Here is a 21,815-nt window from a genome sequence, read left to right as displayed (position 1 = left end):
TTCTCGCGCCCCCTTCCCAGGGGGCGCGTCCGTTTTCAGGCGCGCCCTGCCTTCGCCAGGCGCAAGCCGTTGAACACTACCAGCAAGCTCGCCCCCATGTCGGCGAACACCGCCATCCACATGGTGCCCACGCCCATTACCGTCAGCGCGAGGAACACCGCCTTGATGCCAAGCGCCAGGATGATGTTCTGCTTCAATATGGCCGACGTCTGACGTGACAACCGGATAAATGCCGGGATCTTGCGCAGGTCGTCATCCATCAGCGCCACATCGGCGGTCTCGATCGCCGTGTCGGTTCCGGCGGCGCCCATGGCAAAGCCGATATCGGCGCGGGCCAGCGCGGGCGCGTCGTTGACGCCGTCACCCACCATGCCCACGACCACGCGCTTGCCGCCGCCCGCGCCACCCTCGGCCCCCTTCACGCTCAGCGCCGCAATGGCATCCGCCTTGTCCTGCGGCAGCTGATTGCCGCGCGCCTCGTCGATCTGTACCTGGGCGGCGATGGCCTGGGCCGTATGCGGGTTGTCGCCGGAGAGCATCAGCGTCTTGACGCCCAGCGCATGCAACTCCGCCACCGCCTGGCGGCTGCTGTCCTTGACCGTGTCCGCCACGCCGAACAGCGCCTCGACGCCGTGGTCGGCGCCCAGCAGCACGACTGTCTTTCCTTGCCGCTCCAGCGCTTCCAGCGTGGCTTCCAGTTCCGGCGAGCACAGCCCGCGGTCGTGGATCAGACGATGATTGCCCAGGTAGTAGGCGCGGCCGCTCACGCTGCCGCTGACGCCGTAACCCGGCAGCGCCGCGAAATCCTGCACTTCCAGCACCGCAAGGCCCTCGGCGCGCGCGGCGTTCGCCACGGCCATGGAGACCGGATGGTCGGAGCGGGCCGCGAGGCTGGCCGCGATGACGCGCGCCCTCTCGCTGGCCGCCGCGCCGCCCGCCACGATCTCGCCCAGTGGCTGGAAATCGGTCTGGACCGGCTTGCCGTGCGTGATGGTGCCGGTCTTGTCCAGCGCCAGCCATTTGAGATCCTTGCCCTGCTCCAGATAGACGCCACCCTTGATCAGGATGCCGCGCCGCGCGGCCGCGGCCAGCCCGCTGACAATGGTCACCGGCGTGGAGATCACCAGCGCGCATGGGCAGGCAATCACCAGCAGCACCAGCGCCTTATAGATCCAGGCGCTCCAGTCGCCATCCAGTACCAGCGGCGGCACCACGGCCACCATCACGGCGCCGAGGAACACCAGCGGCGTGTAGATGCGGGCAAAGCGATCGACAAAGCGCTGCGTGGGCGCGCGGCTGCCTTGCGCCGCCTCCACCGCGTGGATGATGCGCGCCAGCGTGGACCCGCTGGCCGGCGCCGTGACTTCGTACTCCAGTTCGCCCGCCTGGTTGATGGTGCCGGCAAACAGCGCATCGCCCACTGCCTTGTCGACCGGCACGCTCTCGCCGGTGATCGGTGCCTGGTCCAGCGTGGACTGGCCGCGCAGCACGCGGCCGTCGAGCGCCACACGCTCGCCGGGACGCAGCCGCACCAGCGCGCCGATGGGCACCGCGCAGGCATCCACCGGCAGCCAGTTGCCGTCCAGCTGCCGCACCGTGGCCTGCTCCGGCGCCATCGCCATCAAGCCGCGCACGGCATTGCGGGCGCGGTCCAGCGATGCCGCCTCGATGCGCTCGGCCAGCGCAAACAGCACCATGACCATGGCGGCCTCCGGCCATTGCCGGATCAGCATGGCGCCGGTGACGGCGATACTCATCAGCGCATTGATATTCAGGTTACCGTTGGACAGTGCAATCCAACCCTTCTTGTAGACGCCAAGCCCGGCCATGGCCACGGCCGCCAGTGCCAACAGGGGGGCCAGCCAATCCTGGGCAGGCACTTGCAGCCATCCCACCACCTCCGCACCGAGCGCGGCCACGCCGGCCAGCGCCAGCGGCCACCACGGCTTGGCGGCCTGCAGTGGCAACGCCGCCGCCTGCTCCGACAGCGGTTCGGCCTTCATGCCGAGGCTCTCGATGGCGCGCACCACCGGATCCAGAGAATCCAGCGTATGGTGCACCGTCAGTACGCGCTGCATCAGGTTGAACTGGAGCGCCGCCACGCCGGCCATGCTGCCCAGCTTGTTCCGGATCAGGGTCTCTTCCGTGGGGCAGTCCATCGCGTCGATGCGATAGCTGGCCGCGGCGGCGCCTGCCGGGACCGAAACGGGAGCCGCGGGCGCCGCACTGGCGCAGCCGCAGCACGCCGGGCTGGCAGCTTGGGCGCGGTGATCGTGAACATGATCATGGCCATGCTTGTGGTCCTCGCCATGGTCATGCTGGTGCACATGCTCGTGCTTGTGCGCGTGGTCATGTGCGTGTGAATGCCCGTGATCGGCACCCTTCTGGTCACGAAGCGAGGCTTGGTCTGGCGTGGCGCTAGGCATGGCGGTTTTTCCTGCTTGTTATTGCTTACCGTCCATTTAAGACCCTGGAGCGACTACAGGGTCAAGCGCATTGTGAATCATTCTCAAAGTGCAACATCCGGCGCCTCCGCGGGGAACCTCGCTGGTGGCCCGCACTCGAACCCGGCTTGAATGCAAGCGGCTGACCCGATACGGCACCTGCCGCCGCCTTTTGCGCCAGTGTTAAGCCACAGTCGCACAAGGGTCATGCTTCCTGCCTATATAATCCGCCGCATGCGACGTTTCCTGATCCTGCTTTTCGCCATCATGCTGCCGCTCCAGTTCGCCTGGGCCGGTGCGGCGGCGTATTGCCATCACGAAAGCGCACCGCAGGACAACACGATCGCGGCGGCCAGCGACAACTGGCATTTCGGCCACCATAGCCACGCCCACCAGGGCAAGGTCAGCCAGCACGGCAGTACCGACAGCAAGGACGGCAAGGGCAATATCAAGCTGCCCGATCTCGACTGCGCCGTCTGCCACTTTGCCAGCGCCCAGCTGGTTCTGCCGGACCTCGGCGCGACCGCCTTGCATCACGGCGTGGCCATCAGCTACCGGGCGCTTGCCGCGTCCTACCTGTCGGCGCCCGGCGCCCCCCCCGACCGCCCGCWGTGGTCTCTCGCCGTCTGACCGGCGAGACGACTCCCTTTACCTCCAGACTCTCGTCTCGCCGAACTTCCCTGGCTTTTTTCCCCGGTGAAATTCGATGAGAACACTTGTGATGCCGCTCGGGCTGGCGGCAGCTTTGCTCAGCCCTGCCGCGTTCGCCCAGAACGCGGCGACCACGCCATTCCCCGCTGCACAGGCAGCCCGGCAAATCGCGGAGCCTGCCGGCAGGCTAACGCTGGAAGATGCGCTCGCCCTCGCGGCCGGACGCAATTTCACGCTTTCGGCAGCCGGCCATGAACTTGATGCTGCCGAGGGCGGCATCATGCAGGCGCGCACCATCCCCAACCCGGAAGTCGCGGTGCTGTTCGAGGACAACCGCCGCGACACCCGCACCACAACGGCCCAGGTCAACCTGCCGGTCGAACTTGGCGGCAAGCGCTCCGCGCGGATCGGCGCGGCGCAGAAAGCGCGCGAACTCGCGCAATCGCAACTGGGCGCGACCCGCACCGACTTGCGCGCCGCCGTTGTAGGCGGCTTCTTTGCGGTGGTTATCGCACAGGAGCGCGTCAGGCTTGCGCGGGGCTCGGCCGATATCGCCGCCAAGGGCGCGCTGGCCGCGGCCCGCCGCGTGGCCGCCGGCAAGATCGCGCCGCTCGAGGAAAGCAAGGCGCGCGTCGAACAGGCCAATGCCGAGCTCGAAGTCGCCGACGCCGAGGCCGCGCTAGCCGTAGCGCGGCAGGCCCTGGCTGGCCTGTGGGGCAGCAGCGAAGCCCGCTTCCTTGAGGCCGCGGGCAATCTGGACACCCTCCCCGCGCGCCCCGACGGCGCCACCCTGATGCAAGCACTGGACAGCGCGCCGGAACTGGCGAACAGCCGGTTGGAGATGGAGCGGCGGCAGGCCGTCATTGGCGTGGAACGCAGCCGCCAGTATCCAGACCTGACCGTCAGCCTGGGCAGCAAGCGCGACAACAGTTCCGATCGCGGCACCATGCCTGTGCTGGGCGTGTCGCTGCCGTTGCCGCTATTCGACCGCAACCAGGGCAATCTGTACGCCGCCATGCGCCAGGCCGACAAGGCCGCCGACGAGTACCGCGCGACGCAGGTGCGGCTCGCCAATGAACTGCAGCAAGCCGCGCGGCAACTGACCGTATCCCGGACTTCGGCCGAAGCCCTCAAAGGCACCGTGCTGCCTGCCGCCCAGCAAGCCTACGAGGCCGCCACGCGAGGCTTCGAAGCCGGCAAGTTCAACTTCCTCGACGTGCTCGATGCGCAGCGCACCTGGTTCCAGGCGCGCATCCGCTATCTCGGCGTGGTCGCCACCGCCTACCAGGCCGCCACCACCATCGACCGCATTCTTGGCCGTTGAGTCAAAGGAACCCATCATGGCAATCAGCAGCAAGCAAAAAACGAGCATCGCCATCATCCTGGCCGGCGGCGCACTGGCCGGCGCGGCATTGATCTTCACCGGCCGCGGCAACAGCGCGGCCGAAGGCGGACACGGCGCGCATACTGAGGCCGCCGCCCACAACGACGGCGAGCATCACGACGGCAAAGCCGGCGCCGCGCACGACGACGACGCCGCACATGGCGACGGCGAGCATCACGAAAGCAGCACAGGCCCCAATGGCGGACAGTTGTTCAGGCAAGGCGATGCCAGCGTGGAAGTGCTGGTGGCCGAAGCCGGCGCCAGTGAAGGCGGCCCGCGCATGCGGATCTGGGTCGCACAAGGCGGCAAGGCCGTGGCGCCGGCGGGCATCAAGGTGTCGGGGCAACTGCAGCGCCTCACCGGCGAGAAGGAACCGCTGGTTTTCCGGCCCGCCGGGTCCTACCTGCAAAGCGAAGCCACGATCGCGGAACCGCACGCGTTCGATGCCAGCCTGAATGTGACGCTGCCGGCCAGCAACGCGCCCATCGCAATCAAGCTCGGCAAGGAAGAAGGCCGCGTCGAGATGACGCCCGGGCAGATCCAGGGCGCCGGGCTCACGCTGCTCGCCGCCGGCCCTGCGCGTATCGAGGCAACAGTCTCCTTCCCCGGCGAGATCCGCTTCAACGAGGACCGCACCGCCCACGTGGTGCCGCGCGTAGCCGGCGTGGTGGAAAGCGTGTCGGCCAACCTTGGGCAGCAAGTGAAAAAAGGCGACTTGCTGGCGGTGCTGGCCAGCACCGCGCTGTCCGACCAGCGCAGCGAACTGCTGGCCGCGCAAAAACGCCTGGAACTGGCCGAATCGACCTTCCAGCGCGAGAAGAAGCTCTGGGAAGACAAGATTTCCGCCGAGCAGGACTACCTGGCTGCGCGCACCGCGCTACAGGAAGCGCGCATCGCCACGCAAAACGCCACGCAGAAGCTGACCGCCATTGGCGCCAGCGGCAATGCGGGCGGCAAGTCGCTCAACCGCTTCGAGCTGCGCGCCCCCTTCGACGGCACCGTGGTGGAGAAGCACCTGGCGCTAGGCGAAGCCGTGGCGGCCGACGCCAACGTGTTCATCATCTCGGACCTGAGCACGGTATGGGCCGAATTCGTGATCGCGCCCAAGGACCTGGACCGCGTGCGCGTCGGCGAGAAGGTGAAGATCGCCTCCACCGCCTTCGACGGCAAGGCCGAGGGAACTGTCTCGTATGTCGGATCCCTGCTGGGCCAGCAAACCCGCACGGCTACGGCCCGCGTTACCCTGCCCAACCCGAAGATGGCCTGGCGTCCCGGCTTGTTCGTTACCGTGGGTGTGACCGATTCCAGCGCCGAGGTGCCGGTGGCCATCGACGCCCAGGCGCTGCAAAGCATTGGCGAACAGCAGGTGGTGTTCGTTGCCGTGCCGGGCGGCTTCCTGGCGCAGCCGGTCAAGACCGGACGCAGCGACGGCAAGCGGGTCGAGATCACGCACGGGATGCAGGCCGGCTGGAAGTACGTGGCCGGCAACAGCTTCGTGATCAAGGCCGAGTTGGGCAAGGCCGGCGCCGAGCATAGCCACTAAGCGGAGACACCATCATGTTTGAACGAATGATCCGCTTTGCCATCGAGCAGCGGTGGCTGGTGCTGCTGGCCGTATTCGCCATGGCGGCGCTCGGCATCTACAACTACAGCCGGCTGCCCATCGACGCGGTGCCCGACATCACCAACGTGCAGGTGCAGGTCAACACGTCCGCGCCAGGCTACTCGCCGCTCGAAACCGAGCAGCGCGTCACCTATCCGATCGAAACCGCCATGTCCGGGCTGCCCGGGCTGGAGCAAACCCGTTCGCTGTCGCGCTACGGCCTGTCCCAGGTGACGGTGATCTTCAAGGACGGCACCGACATCTACTTCGCGCGCCAGCTTGTCAACCAGCGCATCCAGGAAGCCGCGCAGAACCTGCCCACGGGCGTGGCGCCGCAGATGGGCCCGATCTCGACCGGGCTCGGCGAGATCTACCTGTGGACGGTGGAAGCCGAGGACGGCGCAAGGAAGGCCGACGGCACGCCGTACACCCCGACCGATCTGCGCGAGATCCAGGACTGGGTCATCAAGCCACAGCTACGCACCGTGCCCGGCGTGACAGAGATCAACTCCATTGGCGGCTTCGCGAAGGAATACCTCGTGGAGCCAAGCCCGGAACGGCTGGCTTCCTACGGCCTGAGCCTGCAGGACGTGGTAGCGGCGCTGGAGAAGAACAACGCCAACGTGGGCGCCGGCTATATCGAACGGCGCGGAGAGCAATACCTGGTGCGCGCGCCGGGACAGGTCAAGTCCATCGACGATATCCGCGAGATCATCGTCGGCAGCGCGCAAGGCCAGCCCATCCGCATCCGCGACCTCGCCGACGTGGGAATCGGGCGTGAACTGCGTACCGGCGCCGCTACGGACAACGGGCGCGAAGTGGTGCTGGGCACCGTCTTCATGCTGATCGGCGAAAACAGCCGTGCCGTGTCGCAAGCGGTAGACCAGCGCATGGCTGCCATCAACCGTTCCCTGCCGGCGGGCATCAAGGCCGTCACGGTGTACGACCGCACGGTGCTGGTCGACCGCGCCATCGCCACCGTCAAGAAGAACCTGGTCGAGGGCGCGATCCTGGTGATCGTGATCCTGTTCCTGTTCCTCGGCAACCTGCGCGCCGCCATCATCACCGCGCTGGTGATCCCGCTATCCATGCTGTTTACGTTCACCGGCATGGTGACCTACAAGATCAGCGCCAACCTGATGAGCCTGGGCGCGCTGGACTTCGGCATCATCATCGATGGCGCGGTGGTGATCGTGGAGAACTGCGTGCGGCGGCTGGCGCATGCCCAGCAACAGCACGGCCGCCCGCTCACCCGCAGCGAACGCTTCCACGAAGTCTTTGCCGCCGCCAGGGAGGCACGCCGGCCGCTGATCTTCGGCCAGCTCATCATCATGATCGTCTACATCCCGATCTTTGCGCTGACCGGCGTGGAGGTCAAGATGTTCCACCCGATGGCGATGACGGTGGTGCTGGCGCTGATCGGGGCCATGATCCTGTCGGTGACCTTCGTGCCTGCGGCGGTAGCGCTGTTTATCGGCGACAAGGTGGCCGAGAAGGAAAATCGCCTGATGCTGTGGGCCAAGCGCGCCTATGCGCCGATGCTCGGCAAGACCATCGCCAACACACCGGTGGTGCTGACCCTTGCCGCCGTGGCGGTGCTGCTGAGCGGCCTGGTGGCGACGCGCCTGGGCAGCGAGTTCATCCCCAACCTGAACGAAGGCGATTTCGCCGTGCAGGCGCTGCGCATTCCCGGCACCAGCCTGACGCAGTCGCTCGCGATGCAGCAACAGATCGAGACGCGCCTCAACGAGAAATTCCCCGAGATCGAGCGCGTGTTCGCCCGCACCGGCACCGCCGAGATCGCCTCGGACCCGATGCCGCCCAACGCGTCCGACGGCTACATCATGCTCAAGCCGCGGGCAAAGTGGCCCGATCCGTCCAAGACGCGCGACCAGTTGCTGGCGGAGATGGAGGCCGAACTGGCGACCATCCCCGGCAATAAGTACGAATTCTCGCAGCCGATCCAGTTGCGGTTCAATGAACTGATCTCCGGGGTGCGCAGCGACGTGGCCGTGAAGATTTTCGGCGACGACAACGCCGTGCTTGAGGATACCGCGCAAAAGGTCGCCACCGTGCTGCAATCCATCCCCGGCGCGACCGAAGTCAAGGTCGAGCAGACCAGCGGCCTGCCGGTGCTCACGGTGGAGGTGGACCGTGCCCGCGCGGCCCGCTACGGCCTCAATATGACCGACGTGCAGGACACGGTGGCCATCGCCGTCGGCGGGCGCGATGCCGGCATCTTCTTCCAGGGTGACCGCCGCTTCAATATCGGCGTGCGCTTGCCGGAAGGCATCCGCGCCGATGTGGAAGCGCTGCGGCGCCTGCCGATTCCCCTGCCCAAGGGAACCACGGCAAGCGCCAGCTACATCCCGCTGGGCGAAGTGGCAACGCTCACCCTCGCCCCCGGCCCCAACCAGGTCTCACGCGAGAACGGCAAGCGCCGCATCGTGGTCAGCGCCAATGTACGCGGGCGTGACGTAGGCACCTTCGTGCCGGATGCCATGGCCACGCTCGATCGCCAGGTCAGGATCCCCGCCGGCTACTGGGTCACCTGGGGCGGCACCTTCGAGCAACTGCAATCCGCCACCACGCGGCTGCAGATCGTGGTGCCGGTGGCGTTGCTGATGGTGTTCGTGCTGCTGTTTGCCATGTTCGGCAATATGCGCGATGGCCTGCTGGTCTTTACCGGCATCCCCTTTGCGCTCACCGGCGGCATTCTGGCGCTGTGGCTACGGGACATTCCGCTGTCGATCTCGGCGGCGGTGGGATTTATCGCCCTGTCCGGCGTGGCGGTGCTAAACGGACTGGTCATGCTGTCTTTCATCCGCAGCCTGCGCGAAGAAGGCAAGCCGCTGGATGAAGCCATCCAAACTGGGGCGCTAACCCGGCTGCGCCCGGTATTGATGACGGCGCTGGTGGCATCGCTGGGCTTTATCCCGATGGCGATCGCCACCGGGACCGGAGCTGAAGTGCAGCGCCCGCTCGCCACGGTGGTGATCGGCGGCATCCTGTCATCCACCGCGCTGACCTTGCTGGTGCTGCCGGTGCTCTACCGGCTGGCCCATCGGCGGGATGAGGATGAGGCTGGCCAGGTGCGCGAAGCTGGCAACGAACGCCTGGCCGGTGCGGATCCGGCGCCAGCGTTGCCCAACGGCTAAGACCTGGGGAAGTTCACGCGGGCCTCTTCAAACGGGCCTGCGTGGACGAGGTCCGATGACCCCGCCTTGGGCGCGGCCTGGCCTGCCAGGGAAGAGCCGTCGACATGGCTCCGCACAATCGGCTCCCCTGCGCTTCGTCCCTTAACCTTCAAACCTTGGCCGGCCGCGCGCCGGTCGCCTGAGGCATCAGCGGAAACGTCAGCTCCGCCACCGTCTCGCCAGGCAAGCTGCGCAGGCTGACGCTGCCGCCATGCAGGCGCATGATGGTGTCGACGATGGCCAGCCCGAGCCCGGTGGAGGCCGCCGAATTGCTGCGCGCAGGATCTCCCCGGTAGAAGCGCCCGAATACATGCGGCAGCGCCTCCGGTGCGATCCCGCCACCGCCGTTGCCCACCCGGATCCTGGTGGCATGGGCGTCCGCCACCACCCGGATGTCCACGGCGCTGCCGGCGGGCGCATGGCGCAGGGCGTTGTCGACGAGGTTGGTCACCGCGCGGCGCAGCAAGGTCTGGTCGGCATGCACGCTGCCCTGCCCCGCCAGCTGCACCTTGATATCGCGGTCCGCGGCAACGGCCTCGTAATACTCTGCCACCTTGTCCAGCTCCGCCCTCGCGTCCAGCTCGCGCACCTTCATGGCCACCTGCGCATGGTCGGCACGCGCGAGAAACAGCATGTTCTCGATCATGCGGGCCAGGCGCTCGTATTCCTCCAGGTTGGACTCCAGCAGGTTTTCGTACTCCTGCACCGGCCGGCTCTGGCCGAGCGTGACCTGGGTCTGGCCGATCAGGTTGCTGATGGGGGTGCGGAAATCATGCGCGAGGTCGGCCGAGAATTCGGAGAGCCGGCGAAAGCCATCCTCCAGGCGCGCCAGCATGTCGTTAAGCGCAGCCACCAGCGCGCGCAGTTCGGTGGGCGCCTGCCCGGCATCGAGGCGCGTGGCAAGCCGGCTCATGGTGACGGCCGAGGCATCCTCGGCCATGCGCCTGAGCGGACGCAAGCCGCGCCTGGCCAACAGATAGCCCAACCCGGCCGCCACCGCCGCGCCGCACAGCGTGGCCCAGAGCATCTGGGTCTGGTATGCCTTCATCAGCGCGACGCGGTACCCTGCGTCGCGCAGCACCACGATCTCGACCGCGCGATCGGAATCTCCCAGTTGCCCAAGCGCGGAGATGCCGCGTGAAGCAACGCCGTTGCGCGGGTACCAGGTGTGCAGCCGCGATTTATCGGGGTGCGTCTCGGCAGGCAGCACGGGCAACACCGGCACCGGTTCATGGCGCGGATTGAGGCTCACCAGCGGCGCGCCCTCGCTGCCGCGTACCAGCAGGATCAGGCCTTCATGGCCCAGCGCGAGATCGGCAAAGCGATGTGTGTCGGCCCGGATCTCCTCCTCCGAACTGACTTCGCGCAGCAGGTGCCGCACCAGCAGGACTTCGCTGACCAGTTCGCTCTCGTCGCGATCCTGCAGCTGGGCGGCAAGCGCGCTCGCCAGGTAAGTGCCTACGGCCACCAGGATGGCCACGGTGGCGGCGCCATAGGCCAACGCAAGCCGTGCCGTGAGCGATGCCGGCAGACGCAGTACGGCGCGGATCAAGAGGCGGCCCCTGACATCGCCCGGCTCACAGGGCCTCCTCTTCCAGTACGTAGCCCATGCCCCTGCGGGTGTGGATCAGCTTGCGGGGGAAGGGATCGTCCACCTTGGCGCGCAGCCGGCGGATGGAAACATCGACCACATTGGTATTGCTGTCGAAATTCATGTCCCATACGTGCGAGGCGATCAGCGAACGCGACAGCACTTCGCCGCTGCGGCGCGCCAGCAGTTGCAGCAGCGCGAACTCCTTGGAGGTCAGCTCGAGCTTCTGCCCGTCGCGGGTGACACGCCGCTTGACTGTGTCGATCTGCAGGTCCGCCACTTCGATCAGCTCGCTTTCACGCAAGGGGCCGCGCCGCAGGATGGTACGGATGCGCATGACCAGTTCGGCAAAAGCGAAGGGCTTGACCATATAGTCGTCAGCGCCCAGCTCCAGGCCCTTGAGCCGGTCCGAGAGCTCGTCGCGCGCGGTCAGGAACAAGACCGGCGTATCGCGCTCGCGCCGCAGTTCCTGGAGCACCTGCCAGCCATCCATGCCCGGCAACATCACATCCAGCACGATCAGGTCGTACTCCTGGCCGCGCGCATGGGCAAGCCCGTCCACGCCGTCGCGTGCCAGGTCCACCACGAAACCGGATTCAGTCAGGCCCTTGCGCAGGTAGTCGCCTGCCTTGGGTTCGTCTTCAACAATCAATATGCGCATTTCCATTCACTCCGAGCCATCTGCCGGCCATCCGCCGGTTATTGCGCGGCCCGGCAAGACCGACACGCTATACGAGGAAAACCCCCCGCGGCAAAAGATGACAGGTTTGTCATGTTCGCGTCACGCTTCCGCACCTTTCAATGCAGGTACAATGACGGCTGCCATTCTCCTGCCCCGATGAAACGTTTCCTGAGCTCCTTCCTGCTATGTCTCGCCATGATCGCGCTGCCCGCACAGGGTGTCGCGGCGGCAGTCATGATGGTCTGCAGCGCGGCGCAGTCGGTGCAGGGATCCCACGGGCTGCCGACCGATTCGCCTGCCATGACATCGATGATGTTACGTCATGCGGCAATGAAATCGCAGGCGGAGGATGCGCTTGGCGGCCATGCCAGCGCGCACTGCCATGACGCCGCGGACCCGGCGCATGACCAGGCCGACGTGACAGACATCGCCGACCAATCCAGCCTGCAGGATCACCACGCCAGCCATGGCGCCGGTGGTGCCTGCAGCGCCTGTGCCGCCTGTGCGCTCGGGGCGGTCATGCCCACGATCCTGCCTGAACTCGCCCTGGCCAGCCACGGCCATGCCGCACCGGCAGCCGCCCTGGCCGCCTATACCGGTTTCCTTCCCTCGCCCTCGTACCGCCCGCCCGCCGCACGCTGCTGACACCCGAGGTGCGCCCAGCGCACGCTCATCCCCCGTTCGTTTTGCCCCGCGCCGCTAACCGCGCCACCCACGAACACTGAGGTTGTCATGCATTTCGTCCGCATTTTCGCGGCGGCTTGCCTGCTGCTCGGACCGGCCTTGTCGCCGGCCCAGTCCAGCGCACCTGCCGCCAATCCGCTCGACCCCGGCGCATCCGTGCCGCCCTTGCCGGCACTGAACGTGCTCGCCGGCTACGTGCCGTTCCAGGCCCAGCCGATCGCCCCATGGCGGGAGTCCAATGCCCAGGTCGCGCCCCCGGCAAGCAAGGACGCGCCGAGCGCCGGCGCGCCGATACCCGCTTGCAAGCCTGCCACGCCTGGGCAGGCGAGCGCCAGCCACGGCCACCACCACTAAGGGCGCCGCATGTCTCTCCGATTGCCATTCCGGCCCGGGCTGGCGGCAGCGGCTTGCGCCCTGCTGCTGGCCGGCTGCGCCGGATTTTCCCCTGATGGCGGCTTCGGCACCGCGGCCACCGCCGCGCGCGAACGCCTCGGCAAGGACGCCCTCTGGGTGCGCTCCGATGAGGATCGCGCCGCCGTCTTCGAGCGCACCCAGGCCTTGCTGGCGCAGCCGCTCGATGCCGACAGCGCGGTACAGATCGCGCTACTCAACAACGCCGGCTTGCAGGCGGCCTTTGCCGAACTCGGTATCTCCGAGGCCGAATACGTGCAGGCCACGCGCCTGCCCAACCCTGGTTTTTCCTTCAGCCGCAAGCGCCAGGGCGACGACCTGAAGATCGACCGCGCCATCTCGGTCGGCCTGATGAACCTGCTGGTGCTGCCGCTGGCGGCCCGCATCGAACAGGACCGCTTTGCCCAAACCCGGCTGGCCGTGGCCGACACCTTGCTGCGGCAAGCGCTGGAGACGCGCAAAGCCTTCGTCAATGCGGTCGCCGCGGAACAATCGGCACGCTATGCCGAGCAGGTGAAGAATGCCGCCGAGACGGGCGCGCTGTTCGCTCGCGACCTCGCGCGGGCGGGTAACGTCAGCGCGCTGGATCACGCGCGCGAGCAAGCCTTCTATGCCGACGCCGCCACCCAACTCGCGCGTGCGCGCCAGCAGGCCCTGGCAGCGCGCGAGCAGCTGACGCGCCGCCTCGGCCTGTGGGGTACCGGCGCGCAATACCGGCTTCCCGAGCGCTTGCCCGACCTGCCTAAAGCCAGGCCCGCGCTGGCCGACCTGGAGGGCTATGCCATTGCCAGCCGGCTTGACCTGCAAGCCGGCCGGTTGCAGCTGGACAGCCTGGCACGCTCGCTAGGCCTGACCAGGGCGACGCGCTTTATCAGCGTGCTCGATGTGAGCTACCTGAGCAACTCGGAGACCGCCAAGCCGCGCGAAACGGGTTACAGCATCGATATCGAGATCCCGCTGTTCGACTGGGGCGGCGCCCGCGTGGCCCGCGCCGAAGCGGTCTATATGCAAGCCGCCAGCCGGCTGGCGGAGAGCGCCATCAATGCCCGCTCGGAAGTCCGCGAGAGCTATGCCGGCTACCAGGCGCGCTACGACATCGCGCGGCACTACCGCGACGAAGTGGTGCCGCTGCGCAAGCGCATCTCCGACGAGGGCTTGCTGCGCTACAACGGCATGCTGGTCAGCGTATTCGAACTGCTGGCCGATGCACGCGAGCAGGTGGGCGCGGTGAATGGCTATCTCGACGCGCTGCGCGAGTACTGGGTGGCCGAAACCGAGCTCCAGGGCGCGCTCGGCGGACGGCTGCCGGAAGCCGGCGTCTCGCCGCCGCCCGCATCGCCCTCTTCCTCCAATGCGCCCCCGGCCCCCGCAAGCCCGGCATTTCCGGCCTCGCCCAAAGGACAATGACCATGGTTACCCGTAGACAATTCCTGCATGGCTCCGGCGCCACCATGCTCGGCGCGGCGCTGGTGACGCGCGCCGGCGCCGCGGTGCTGCCCGAAGCCGCGCTGCAAGCCAGCGCCGCCACCCAGCCGCCGCTGGCGCCGGCCACCGGCCGTCCGTACAACCCGGTGGCCACGCTCAATGGCTGGACCCTGCCGTGGCGGATGCGCCAAGGCTGGAAAGAGTTCCACCTGGTAGCGGAACCCGTCGAGCGCGAATTCGCGCCCGGCATGAAAGCCCACCTGTGGGGCTACAACGGCCAGAGCCCCGGCCCCACCATCGAGTGCGTCGAAGGCGACAAGGTGCGCATCTTCGTCACCAACAAGCTGCCTGAACACACGACCGTGCACTGGCACGGGATCATCCTGCCCGCCGGCATGGACGGCGTGGGCGGCTTGTCTCAGCCGCATATCCCACCCGGCAAGACCTTTGTCTACGAGTTCGAGATGAAGCACGCCGGCACCTTCATGTACCACCCGCATTCGGATGAAATGGTGCAGATGGCGATGGGCATGATGGGCTTCCTGGTGGTGCACCCGAAGGATCCCGCGCAGATGCGGGTCGACCGGGACTTCGTCTTCCTGATCTCGGCCTACGACATCGATCCCGGATCCTATACACCGCGCGTGGCCGAGATGACGGACTTCAATATGTGGACCTGGAACAGCCGCGTGTTCCCCGGCATCGACAGCCTGCCGGTGCGCCTGGGCGATCGCGTGCGCATCCGCTTTGGCAATCTCACCATGACCAACCACCCGATCCACCTGCACGGGCACCGCTTCGAGGTGAGCGGCACCGACGGCGGCTGGGTGCCGCCGTCCGCGCGCTGGCCGGAAGTCACCACCGACGTGGCGGTGGGGCAGATGCGCGCGATCGAGTTCGTCGCCGACAACCCGGGCGACTGGGCATTCCACTGCCACAAGTCGCACCACACCATGAACGCCATGGGCCACCAGATGCCGACCATGATCGGCGTCAAGCAGAAGGACCTGGCCAAGCGCATGAATGCGCTGGTGCCCGACTACATGGCGATGGGCGAGGCCGGCATGGCGGATATGGGCGGCATGGAAATGCCGCTGCCCGACAACACGCTGCCGATGATGACCGGGCAGGGACCATTCGGGCCGATCGAGATGGGCGGCATGTTCAGCGTGCTCAAGGTGCGCGCCGGCCTTGGCCGCAACGACTACCGGGACCCCGGCTGGTACCGCCACCCGAAAGGCACGGTTGCCTTCGAGTACGCCGGCACGCCCGGCGCAAGCCATTCATCGCACCAATGAGCATGTCAACACGATCAAGGAAAGAAAAGATGCGCAAAATGCAATCCCGTGCCGCGGCCGCCGCCAGCGCCCTGTCCCTCGCGCTTGTGTGCGCCAGCGCCCTCGCCGCGGGCAACCACGGCAGCCATCATGGCGATGGCCCCAGCGCCATCGGCGAGCCTGGCGATCCGGCCAGCGTGAGCCGCACCATCAAGGTCGACATGACCGACAACATGCGCTTCAGCCCGTCGGACATCACCGTGCAGGCCGGCGAAACCATCCGCTTCGTCGTCCGCAACGCCGGCAAGCTACGGCACGAGATGGTGCTCGGCAGCGAGGCCGACCTGCAAGCCCACTATGCCGACATGCTGAAAATGCCCGGGATGGAACACGCCGACCCCAATGCCGTCACGCTGGAAGCCGGACAGAGCGGAGAAATGCTGTGGCGTTTCACGCGCGGCGGCCACGTCGCCTTTGGCTGCCTGCTGCCCGGCCACTATGACGCCGGCATGCGGGGACAGGTCAGCGTGCGCTAAACATCCATGTATCGAATACCAAGCAATGAGGAAGGCATCCCCATGAAAATCCGCAAGATCCTGCTTGCGCTGCTGCCCCTGCTGGCGGCGGCCACCATCCTGCCGGCCCGCGCCGCCGCCGACACTGGCAATAGCGTCAATCCCGCGGACACCGGGAATGCCGCCGGGGCGCCCGGCGCGGTCCAGGCGGAGGCAGCGCCCATGACCGATGGCGAAATCCGCAAGGTGGATGCCGCTGCCGGCAAGCTCACCATCCGGCATGGCCCTATCGCCAACCTGGATATGGGCGCCATGACCATGATCTTCCGTGTGCAAGACCCCGCCCTGCTGGAGCAGGTCAAGGAAGGCGACCGGGTGAAGTTCATCGTGGTCCGCGCCAACGGCGTGCTGACGATAACGACGCTTGCGGTGCAGCCTCCGGCGCAGTGAGGCGCACCCGGCGGGCTTGGCGCCCGGGGGATGCCCGGAAGTGTTATCCGACGCGGAAAAAGTCGATCGTCTGTCCGGCATTGACCGCGCGCTGCAGCCATTCCGGGCGCTCGCCGGTTCCGTCCCAGCTCTGCCCCATGGCATTGCGGTACAGCGGCCGCGCGGGTTTTTCCGCCTCTGCTGCCGGCGCGGGAGCCGGTGCGGGAACGGCAAGTGTCGCCGCCGGCATCACCGGGGCAGGCGCCGGGGGTGCAGCAAAACAGCCCGCTTCAAGTAAATCGTCGAGCGTGAGGCCGTGGAGGTCCATCTGCTCACGGACCCACGTCGCCGCGGCTATTTTGGCTTCATCAGACTCTGACATGACTTTCGTAATTGACTTTCCCGGCGGCGGATGGCCAGCAAAGCGGAGGAAGGGGGATCGCCAGGCGGATCGAGCCGCCTGTATAGGGCACGATTTTACAGGGTCTTGCGCCCATGCTGGCACAGACATTTCCCAAGCGGTATCCCCATCGCCGCCATGCGCCTATGCCAGGCAGGCGGCATTGACGATGCCCGCGGAAAGCGACACTACGCCCATCAGCGCGCCCATGCCGCGGTTGTCCGCAGTAATTTGTTCGCTGACGCCGTGCAGCGCCCGCGCCACAAGCACATAGGCCAGCACCTGCACCACGAAGGCACCGAACCCCCAAAGCACAAACATCGAGAAGGCGGCATTGTGCTGGATGCTGGCCGACAACGTCAGAGAAAACCCCAATACCGCGCCGCCCAGCGATAAGGCGGCCGCCACATTCCCCTGGCGGATCAACTCGAACTCACGGTGCGGCGTAATGCGCGTATACACCAACAGGAATAATCCCAGCATGGCGAAACTGGCGAGAATATAAATCAGGTAGGCGTAAACCGGCTGCAGCGGGAATGTCATTTGGACTCCTGGTTATTTCGTACCGGCCGCCTGGATCGGATACAGCATGCCGGATAGGTCAAATCGTGTGCCAAGCAAGAAATGGAATCGCGCGGTGCGCCGCCTCAACCGCCACCTGAGCGGCCGGACCCGCCAAAGCGGCTGGTAAAGCCGCCGCGCGAGGATACCGGCGCCCGGCTGACCGCGGCCGATCGCATCGAGATACCGCCGGTCACACCGCGCCCGAGGCTGCTCCGGCGCAGCGTGGCCTCCTCCACCATGGTCGCATGCGGCGTGCCAGGCGCCTCGGCGATACGGGAGAGGCTGCCGTTACTGTCGTACACGCCCATCGGACGCGCGGCGCCGCCCGACATATCGCGCCGGGTCTGCGTGCCGTCGGGATGGTAGACCGTACCCGACTGGGTGTAGTACGGCCCGTACCAGCGGGCCACGGTGCCGCCGTAATACCCACCATGATAGCCACCGCCATGGCCGCCGCCGCTGCTCCCGCTGCCATTGCCACTGCCGGCATTGCTGCCGGCTGTATCCGCGAGGCTGGAGGCGTAGATATCGTCAACCGGCACGCTCTCGCAATCCTCGGGTGCATTCCAGTCGGCTTCGCAGTCGGCCTGCGATGCGTAGCTGGCGCGCCGCACGGTCACGGCTTCATCGTCCCCGTCGTCGCTGCATGAGCCGATGGCCGCGACGCCGGCAGCCAGCGCGCAGGCGCCGATCAGCCACAGGGCCGGCGAGCGGGATTTGCGCTGGCCGCGCGGGACGGACGCAGCCTGGCCGGGCCATGCCGACCGGCTGGAGCCGCTTGCCCGCGGCTGGTACGGGCTGCCGTATTTTGACGGCTGGCCGCCCTTCTTGCCTTTCTTCCTGGCCATTGCTCTGTCTTTCTCCGGGCTTACGATTGCTGAAAATAATGCGGGACGAAGAAGCTGGTGTTCTTCGCGATCGGACCCAGTTCCTCACGCACGCACAGGCCGGCGGGCACGTCATCCACAAGCCATACGCCGAGCGTGGTGAACCGTTCGTCAAAGCGCTGCGCGGGCGCGTAGGCCTGGTAGATGAAGCCTTCCTCGCCGTACTCGCCGGGATTCTCGAAGCGGCCCTGCGGCGTCACCAGCGACACGCTTTCGCCCTCACGCGACAGGAAGGGCTTCCTCGCGTATGAGCGCCCCGCAAAGGTGCCCTCGCTGAACGAAGCCTCCAGCAAATTGGGATGGCCGGGGAACAAGTCCCACAGGATCGGCAGGATGGCCTTGTTGGACAGCACGGCCTTCCATGGCGGCTCGACCCAGCGCACCGCGCTGCCCGCCAGTTCGGCACGGTAATCGGAAGTGGCCATCCATTCCCACGGATAAAGCTTGAACACCAGTTCCATCGGCCGGTCGTCGCCGTCGAAGAACCCGCCGCGTCCATCGGAGCCAACCTCCGCCAGTTCGGTCATCTTGACCGACCAGCCCGCCTGCAGCGCCGTATCCATCAGGTACTCCACATTGCAGACATCTTCCTGGCTGTCATACATGCAGGCGAAGTGCAATACCGTGGCGTCGCGGTAATGGCGGCGCAGCCATTGCCAGCGCGACACGAGCGCTTCGTGCAGGCTGTTGAACTGGTCGGCATCCGGCCGCACGGCCTCCTTCCAGAACCACTGCGCCAGGCTCGACTCGATCAGCGAGGTGGGCGTATCGGCGTTGAACTCGTACATCTTGGGCACGCCAAGCGCATCCATGGTCATGTCGAAGCGGCCAAACAGCGTCGGCTCGTCGCGATCCCAGGAGGTGCGGATCAGCTCCGCGAAATCCGGGGCAATGGCGAGCCGCGCAAACAGGTCGTGGTCGATCACGTGCTGCACGGCCTCCAGGCAGCGCTGGTTCAGGTCCAGCGCCGCGGCATACAGCGCCTCGATCTCCTGTGCCTCAAACTCATAGGCAACATCCTCGCGCCAGTAGAAGAAGGTATTGCGGTCTACCTGGCGCGGCAGGTTCTGTTCGTCGAGCGAGTGGAAATGAAAGCCGATGCGCTCAAGCTGCTGCGGCCAGTCGGCGCGCGGGGTCTGTGGAACACGTTTCATGGCAGGGCAATTTCCGCGGCCAGGGGCGCGGGAGCGGCAAGGAGGAATTCGTCGAAGGCCAGCGTGCGGCGGCCCGGCATGGGCGTCCAGTCGGTAAAGCGGGTAACCAGCGGCGCCCACCACCCGGCGGCGTGCTCAAGCACCGCCTGGTGATCCATGGCATCGGACTCGGTGACACCACGCGCCGGATTGGCCTGCGCCCAGCGCATCGCGGCGACGATGCTGGAAGCCACCTGCAGGCTGGTGGCGGAGTTGTGCGGCGCCAGTGCGCGAGCCCGCTGTATGTCGAGTTGCGAACCGTGCCACACCGCGCCGTAACGTCCGCTCATCAGCAGCACGCCGAGTTCGTCCACGCCATCCGTGATCTCTGCCTTGAGGATACGGTGGCTGGCAATACGGCCTGCGTCGCGCTCGCCCAGCCACTGCATCGAAGCCAGCGTGGCCCGGGTGGGCCGATAGGCGTAGTAGGCGGTGGGCCGGTACGGCGGCTGCCCATGCGCGGTACAACTGAGGTACTCGGCAATCGAGATCGACTCGTTGTGCGTGATCAGGTAGGCATCGAACGGCCCATGCAGCGCGGACCAGGAACGCACGCGCGTGCGATGGCCGGGCCGGTCCAGCACGATGGCCGCGCCGCTGCCGTAGCTGTGGCGCCTGCCCTCCGGGGGCAGCGCCGGCTCATGGCTGCCCCACCCGAGTTCGGCGTCCTGCAGGCATTCGGTGATGAAGCCGTCGGCCGACCAGGTGTTGGCGAACTCGCCGTGCGCGGGATAGCCCGGCGCGGACTGGCTGTCGTACTCGGCCACCTGGATCACGCGCACATCGAGCCGGCGCGCGAGCGCGGCCCAGCCGGCCCGATCCGCTGGCTGCGCGTCGGGCAAGCCGGGGATGCCCGCGTGCCGCGCCAGTTTCAGCAAGGCGGCCTTGACCAGCAGGGAAACCAGGCCGGGGTTGGCGCCGTGCGCGACCAGCGCGGTGGACATCCGCTCGCGGCCGTGGGCAAACGCCAGCATTTCGCTGCGCAAGGCGTAATTGCCGAGCGGGGAAGCGTCCGCAGCGTCCTCGTAGTCCCAGGGCTCGATGCCGCTATCGAGGTAAAGCGACTGGTGCGCCTGCGCGAGCGCGATCAGGTCGCGGCTGCATACTGCAGGCGCCAGGTTGAGCAGGAAGGTTTGCGGCCCGAGCAACGGGCCCAGCAGCCGGGTGTGGCTCCCGGGTGTGACGGTGGCATGCACTGGCGCCGCGCGGTATTGCGACGCGAGTGACAGCCGGTGCGCGTCCATCGCCCGGTCCACCACCGTGACGGCGGCCTCCGGGTAGGCATGGGCCAGCAATGGCAGGATGGCCTGGCCGATGCAGCCGAACCCGACAATAACGATTTGCTCGATGCGCTTGCTTGACATGGTGATATGGCTGCCGGCCGGGCACCTCGGGTGCCGTACCGGTAAAGAGTCCGTACGCCTTCAAGACGACTCAAGGTGACAGACTGAATGGCGAAGTGAATGGATGAGACCAATGGGCGAGAACGGGGCGGCGCGCGGACGCTCCGCTCAGGGCACCCACCAGTAACGGGTGATGTGGAAGAAGATCGGCGCGGCGAACACTACGGAATCCAGCCGGTCCAGCATGCCGCCGTGGCCCTGGATCATGTGGCCCCAGTCCTTGATGTTGCGGTCGCGCTTGATGGCCGACATCACCAGTCCGCCAAGGAAACCCATCAAGGCAATCACCAGCGCGATCAGGCCCGCTTTCCAGGGAGAGCCGTAGGGCGTGATCCACCACAGCGAGGCACCCAGCGCGGTGGCGCTGGCCACGCCGCCGATAAAGCCTTCCACCGTCTTCGACGGCGACAGCAGCGGCGCGATCTTGGTCTTGCCGAGCAGCTTGCCCCACACGTACTGCAACACGTCGCTGCCCTGCACCACGATCACCAGGAAGGCGATCAGCAACAGGTTGCGATCCTCGAAGCCGGGAATCGGCAAGGTCAGCAACGCAGGCACGTGCGAGATGCAGAACACGCAGATCATCACTGCCCACTGCACTCCCGCGCAGCGTTCGAGGAAGCGCGTGGTCTCCGCCGACAGCGCCGAGAGGATGGGCAGGATCAGGAAGGCGTAGACCGGGATAAAAATCGAAAACAGCCCATACCAGCCGATATGCACCAGCACATACTGCAGCGGCAGGAAGACGAAGAAGGCGGCGACGATGGCGCGGTGATCGCCGCGCCGGGTGGTGGTGATGGTGATGAACTCGCGCAAGGCGAAGAACGACAACAGATAAAACAGCACGACAATGGCGGTCCGCCCCGCGGCGAACGCCACCCCGAGCACGCCGATCATCCACCACCACGCCGATACCCGCGCGGCCAGATTATCGATCACCGCATGCGGGCCGCCCCGGGCAATGCGCCAGCGCAGCAGCGCGGTCACGATGGAGGCCAGCACAAGCACGCCCAGCACCCCGCCGAACAGCAGCCAGGTCTCGTGCATCATGGTCAGGTGAGGAAGGTTCATAGGT

Annotated in this window: 19 protein-coding genes; 10 read left to right on the top strand and 9 right to left on the bottom strand. The window is 66.8% G+C overall.

Going from position 1 to position 21,815, the window contains the following annotated elements; genetic code table 11:
* Positions 1 to 35: 35 nt before the first annotated feature.
* Positions 36 to 2,426 (bottom strand): heavy metal translocating P-type ATPase, encoded by a 2,391-nt coding sequence (locus AC1DT6_RS23185; RefSeq protein ID WP_477111531.1) that lies wholly within the window; start codon positions 2,424 to 2,426, stop codon positions 36 to 38.
* A 252-nt stretch (positions 2,427 to 2,678) separates the two neighbouring features.
* On the opposite strand from AC1DT6_RS23185, the gene czcI reads away from it, so the two are divergent.
* The 4 genes from czcI to AC1DT6_RS23165 all read left to right on the top strand — a co-directional run bounded on the left by czcI (position 2,679) and on the right by AC1DT6_RS23165 (position 9,240).
* Positions 2,679 to 3,074, top strand: a complete 396-nt coding sequence (gene czcI, locus AC1DT6_RS23180) for a cation efflux protein, CzcI family (protein WP_477114929.1) — start codon at positions 2,679 to 2,681, stop codon at positions 3,072 to 3,074.
* A gap of 76 nt (positions 3,075 to 3,150) precedes the next feature.
* A complete protein-coding gene (locus AC1DT6_RS23175) occupies positions 3,151 to 4,419 on the top strand; it encodes a TolC family protein (RefSeq protein ID WP_477111530.1) in 1,269 nt (422 codons plus the stop codon).
* Positions 4,420 to 4,435: 16 nt separating this feature from the next.
* Positions 4,436 to 6,022, top strand: a complete 1,587-nt coding sequence (locus AC1DT6_RS23170) for an efflux RND transporter periplasmic adaptor subunit (protein WP_441628459.1) — start codon at positions 4,436 to 4,438, stop codon at positions 6,020 to 6,022.
* Positions 6,023 to 6,036: 14 nt separating this feature from the next.
* Positions 6,037 to 9,240 (top strand): CusA/CzcA family heavy metal efflux RND transporter, encoded by a 3,204-nt coding sequence (locus tag AC1DT6_RS23165; RefSeq protein WP_441628461.1) that lies wholly within the window; start codon positions 6,037 to 6,039, stop codon positions 9,238 to 9,240.
* 148 nt (positions 9,241 to 9,388) lie between these two features.
* Here AC1DT6_RS23165 and AC1DT6_RS23160 read toward each other — a convergent pair whose 3' ends face one another.
* Both AC1DT6_RS23160 and AC1DT6_RS23155 read right to left on the bottom strand, forming a co-directional pair.
* Positions 9,389 to 10,831, bottom strand: a complete 1,443-nt coding sequence (locus tag AC1DT6_RS23160; RefSeq protein WP_441628463.1) for a heavy metal sensor histidine kinase — start codon at positions 10,829 to 10,831, stop codon at positions 9,389 to 9,391.
* A gap of 25 nt (positions 10,832 to 10,856) precedes the next feature.
* Positions 10,857 to 11,531 carry a heavy metal response regulator transcription factor gene (locus tag AC1DT6_RS23155; protein WP_035862957.1) on the bottom strand — a complete coding sequence of 225 codons (675 nt, stop codon included), beginning with the start codon at positions 11,529 to 11,531 and terminating at the stop codon, positions 10,857 to 10,859.
* Between the two features lie 177 nt (positions 11,532 to 11,708).
* On the opposite strand from AC1DT6_RS23155, the gene AC1DT6_RS23150 reads away from it, so the two are divergent.
* From AC1DT6_RS23150 to AC1DT6_RS23125, 6 genes are all read left to right on the top strand, one after another.
* Complete coding sequence (locus tag AC1DT6_RS23150) at positions 11,709 to 12,197, top strand: hypothetical protein (RefSeq protein WP_477102538.1); 489 nt, start codon at positions 11,709 to 11,711, stop codon at positions 12,195 to 12,197.
* 87 nt (positions 12,198 to 12,284) lie between these two features.
* On the top strand, positions 12,285 to 12,590 hold the full coding sequence (locus AC1DT6_RS23145; RefSeq protein ID WP_441628469.1) for a hypothetical protein: 306 nt from the start codon (positions 12,285 to 12,287) through the stop codon (positions 12,588 to 12,590).
* 9 nt (positions 12,591 to 12,599) lie between these two features.
* Positions 12,600 to 14,054, top strand: a complete 1,455-nt coding sequence (locus tag AC1DT6_RS23140) for a TolC family protein (protein WP_441628471.1) — start codon at positions 12,600 to 12,602, stop codon at positions 14,052 to 14,054.
* A gap of 2 nt (positions 14,055 to 14,056) precedes the next feature.
* A complete protein-coding gene (locus tag AC1DT6_RS23135; protein ID WP_441628473.1) occupies positions 14,057 to 15,370 on the top strand; it encodes a multicopper oxidase family protein in 1,314 nt (437 codons plus the stop codon).
* Positions 15,371 to 15,399: 29 nt separating this feature from the next.
* Complete coding sequence (locus AC1DT6_RS23130) at positions 15,400 to 15,885, top strand: cupredoxin domain-containing protein (protein ID WP_441628475.1); 486 nt, start codon at positions 15,400 to 15,402, stop codon at positions 15,883 to 15,885.
* Between the two features lie 42 nt (positions 15,886 to 15,927).
* Positions 15,928 to 16,314, top strand: a complete 387-nt coding sequence (locus AC1DT6_RS23125) for a copper-binding protein (RefSeq protein WP_441628477.1) — start codon at positions 15,928 to 15,930, stop codon at positions 16,312 to 16,314.
* Positions 16,315 to 16,357: 43 nt separating this feature from the next.
* Here the strand turns inward: AC1DT6_RS23125 and AC1DT6_RS23120 are convergent, their stop codons facing one another.
* From AC1DT6_RS23120 to AC1DT6_RS23095, 6 genes are all read right to left on the bottom strand, one after another.
* Positions 16,358 to 16,675: an H-NS family nucleoid-associated regulatory protein gene (locus AC1DT6_RS23120; protein ID WP_441628479.1), complete on the bottom strand. Its 318-nt coding sequence runs from the start codon at positions 16,673 to 16,675 to the stop codon at positions 16,358 to 16,360.
* A 162-nt stretch (positions 16,676 to 16,837) separates the two neighbouring features.
* Entirely contained in the window at positions 16,838 to 17,236 is a 399-nt protein-coding gene (locus tag AC1DT6_RS23115) for a DUF350 domain-containing protein (RefSeq protein ID WP_045241058.1), read from the bottom strand.
* 104 nt (positions 17,237 to 17,340) lie between these two features.
* On the bottom strand, positions 17,341 to 18,105 hold the full coding sequence (locus AC1DT6_RS23110; protein ID WP_441628481.1) for a hypothetical protein: 765 nt from the start codon (positions 18,103 to 18,105) through the stop codon (positions 17,341 to 17,343).
* Between the two features lie 20 nt (positions 18,106 to 18,125).
* On the bottom strand, positions 18,126 to 19,298 hold the full coding sequence (locus tag AC1DT6_RS23105) for a glutathionylspermidine synthase family protein (RefSeq protein WP_441628483.1): 1,173 nt from the start codon (positions 19,296 to 19,298) through the stop codon (positions 18,126 to 18,128).
* Positions 19,295 to 20,701 carry a saccharopine dehydrogenase C-terminal domain-containing protein gene (locus tag AC1DT6_RS23100; protein ID WP_441628485.1) on the bottom strand — a complete coding sequence of 469 codons (1,407 nt, stop codon included), beginning with the start codon at positions 20,699 to 20,701 and terminating at the stop codon, positions 19,295 to 19,297. The genes AC1DT6_RS23105 and AC1DT6_RS23100 overlap by 4 nt, the downstream gene beginning before the upstream one ends.
* Before the next feature lie 147 nt (positions 20,702 to 20,848).
* The gene (locus tag AC1DT6_RS23095; RefSeq protein WP_441628487.1) at positions 20,849 to 21,811 is read right to left on the bottom strand and encodes a phosphatidate cytidylyltransferase; all 963 of its coding nucleotides are present in this window, start codon (positions 21,809 to 21,811) and stop codon (positions 20,849 to 20,851) included.
* Positions 21,812 to 21,815: the final 4 nt, after the last annotated feature.

The organism is Cupriavidus sp. 01L45 (assembly GCF_056399885.1).
This window is presented reverse-complemented; position numbering and strand designations above follow the sequence as displayed.

Coding starts and splice junctions, on each gene's coding strand:
- AC1DT6_RS23185 (WP_477111531.1), bottom strand. CDS start 2,426: ATGCCTAGCGCCACGCCAGACCAAGCCTCGCTTCGTGACCAGAAGGGT.
- AC1DT6_RS23175 (WP_477111530.1), top strand. CDS start 3,151: ATGAGAACACTTGTGATGCCGCTCGGGCTGGCGGCAGCTTTGCTCAGC.
- AC1DT6_RS23170 (WP_441628459.1), top strand. CDS start 4,436: ATGGCAATCAGCAGCAAGCAAAAAACGAGCATCGCCATCATCCTGGCC.
- AC1DT6_RS23165 (WP_441628461.1), top strand. CDS start 6,037: ATGTTTGAACGAATGATCCGCTTTGCCATCGAGCAGCGGTGGCTGGTG.
- AC1DT6_RS23155 (WP_035862957.1), bottom strand. CDS start 11,531: ATGCGCATATTGATTGTTGAAGACGAACCCAAGGCAGGCGACTACCTG.
- AC1DT6_RS23150 (WP_477102538.1), top strand. CDS start 11,709: ATGAAACGTTTCCTGAGCTCCTTCCTGCTATGTCTCGCCATGATCGCG.
- AC1DT6_RS23145 (WP_441628469.1), top strand. CDS start 12,285: ATGCATTTCGTCCGCATTTTCGCGGCGGCTTGCCTGCTGCTCGGACCG.
- AC1DT6_RS23140 (WP_441628471.1), top strand. CDS start 12,600: ATGTCTCTCCGATTGCCATTCCGGCCCGGGCTGGCGGCAGCGGCTTGC.
- AC1DT6_RS23135 (WP_441628473.1), top strand. CDS start 14,057: ATGGTTACCCGTAGACAATTCCTGCATGGCTCCGGCGCCACCATGCTC.
- AC1DT6_RS23130 (WP_441628475.1), top strand. CDS start 15,400: ATGCGCAAAATGCAATCCCGTGCCGCGGCCGCCGCCAGCGCCCTGTCC.
- AC1DT6_RS23125 (WP_441628477.1), top strand. CDS start 15,928: ATGAAAATCCGCAAGATCCTGCTTGCGCTGCTGCCCCTGCTGGCGGCG.
- AC1DT6_RS23120 (WP_441628479.1), bottom strand. CDS start 16,675: ATGTCAGAGTCTGATGAAGCCAAAATAGCCGCGGCGACGTGGGTCCGT.
- AC1DT6_RS23115 (WP_045241058.1), bottom strand. CDS start 17,236: ATGACATTCCCGCTGCAGCCGGTTTACGCCTACCTGATTTATATTCTC.
- AC1DT6_RS23110 (WP_441628481.1), bottom strand. CDS start 18,105: ATGGCCAGGAAGAAAGGCAAGAAGGGCGGCCAGCCGTCAAAATACGGC.
- AC1DT6_RS23105 (WP_441628483.1), bottom strand. CDS start 19,298: ATGAAACGTGTTCCACAGACCCCGCGCGCCGACTGGCCGCAGCAGCTT.
- AC1DT6_RS23100 (WP_441628485.1), bottom strand. CDS start 20,701: ATGTCAAGCAAGCGCATCGAGCAAATCGTTATTGTCGGGTTCGGCTGC.
- AC1DT6_RS23095 (WP_441628487.1), bottom strand. CDS start 21,811: ATGAACCTTCCTCACCTGACCATGATGCACGAGACCTGGCTGCTGTTC.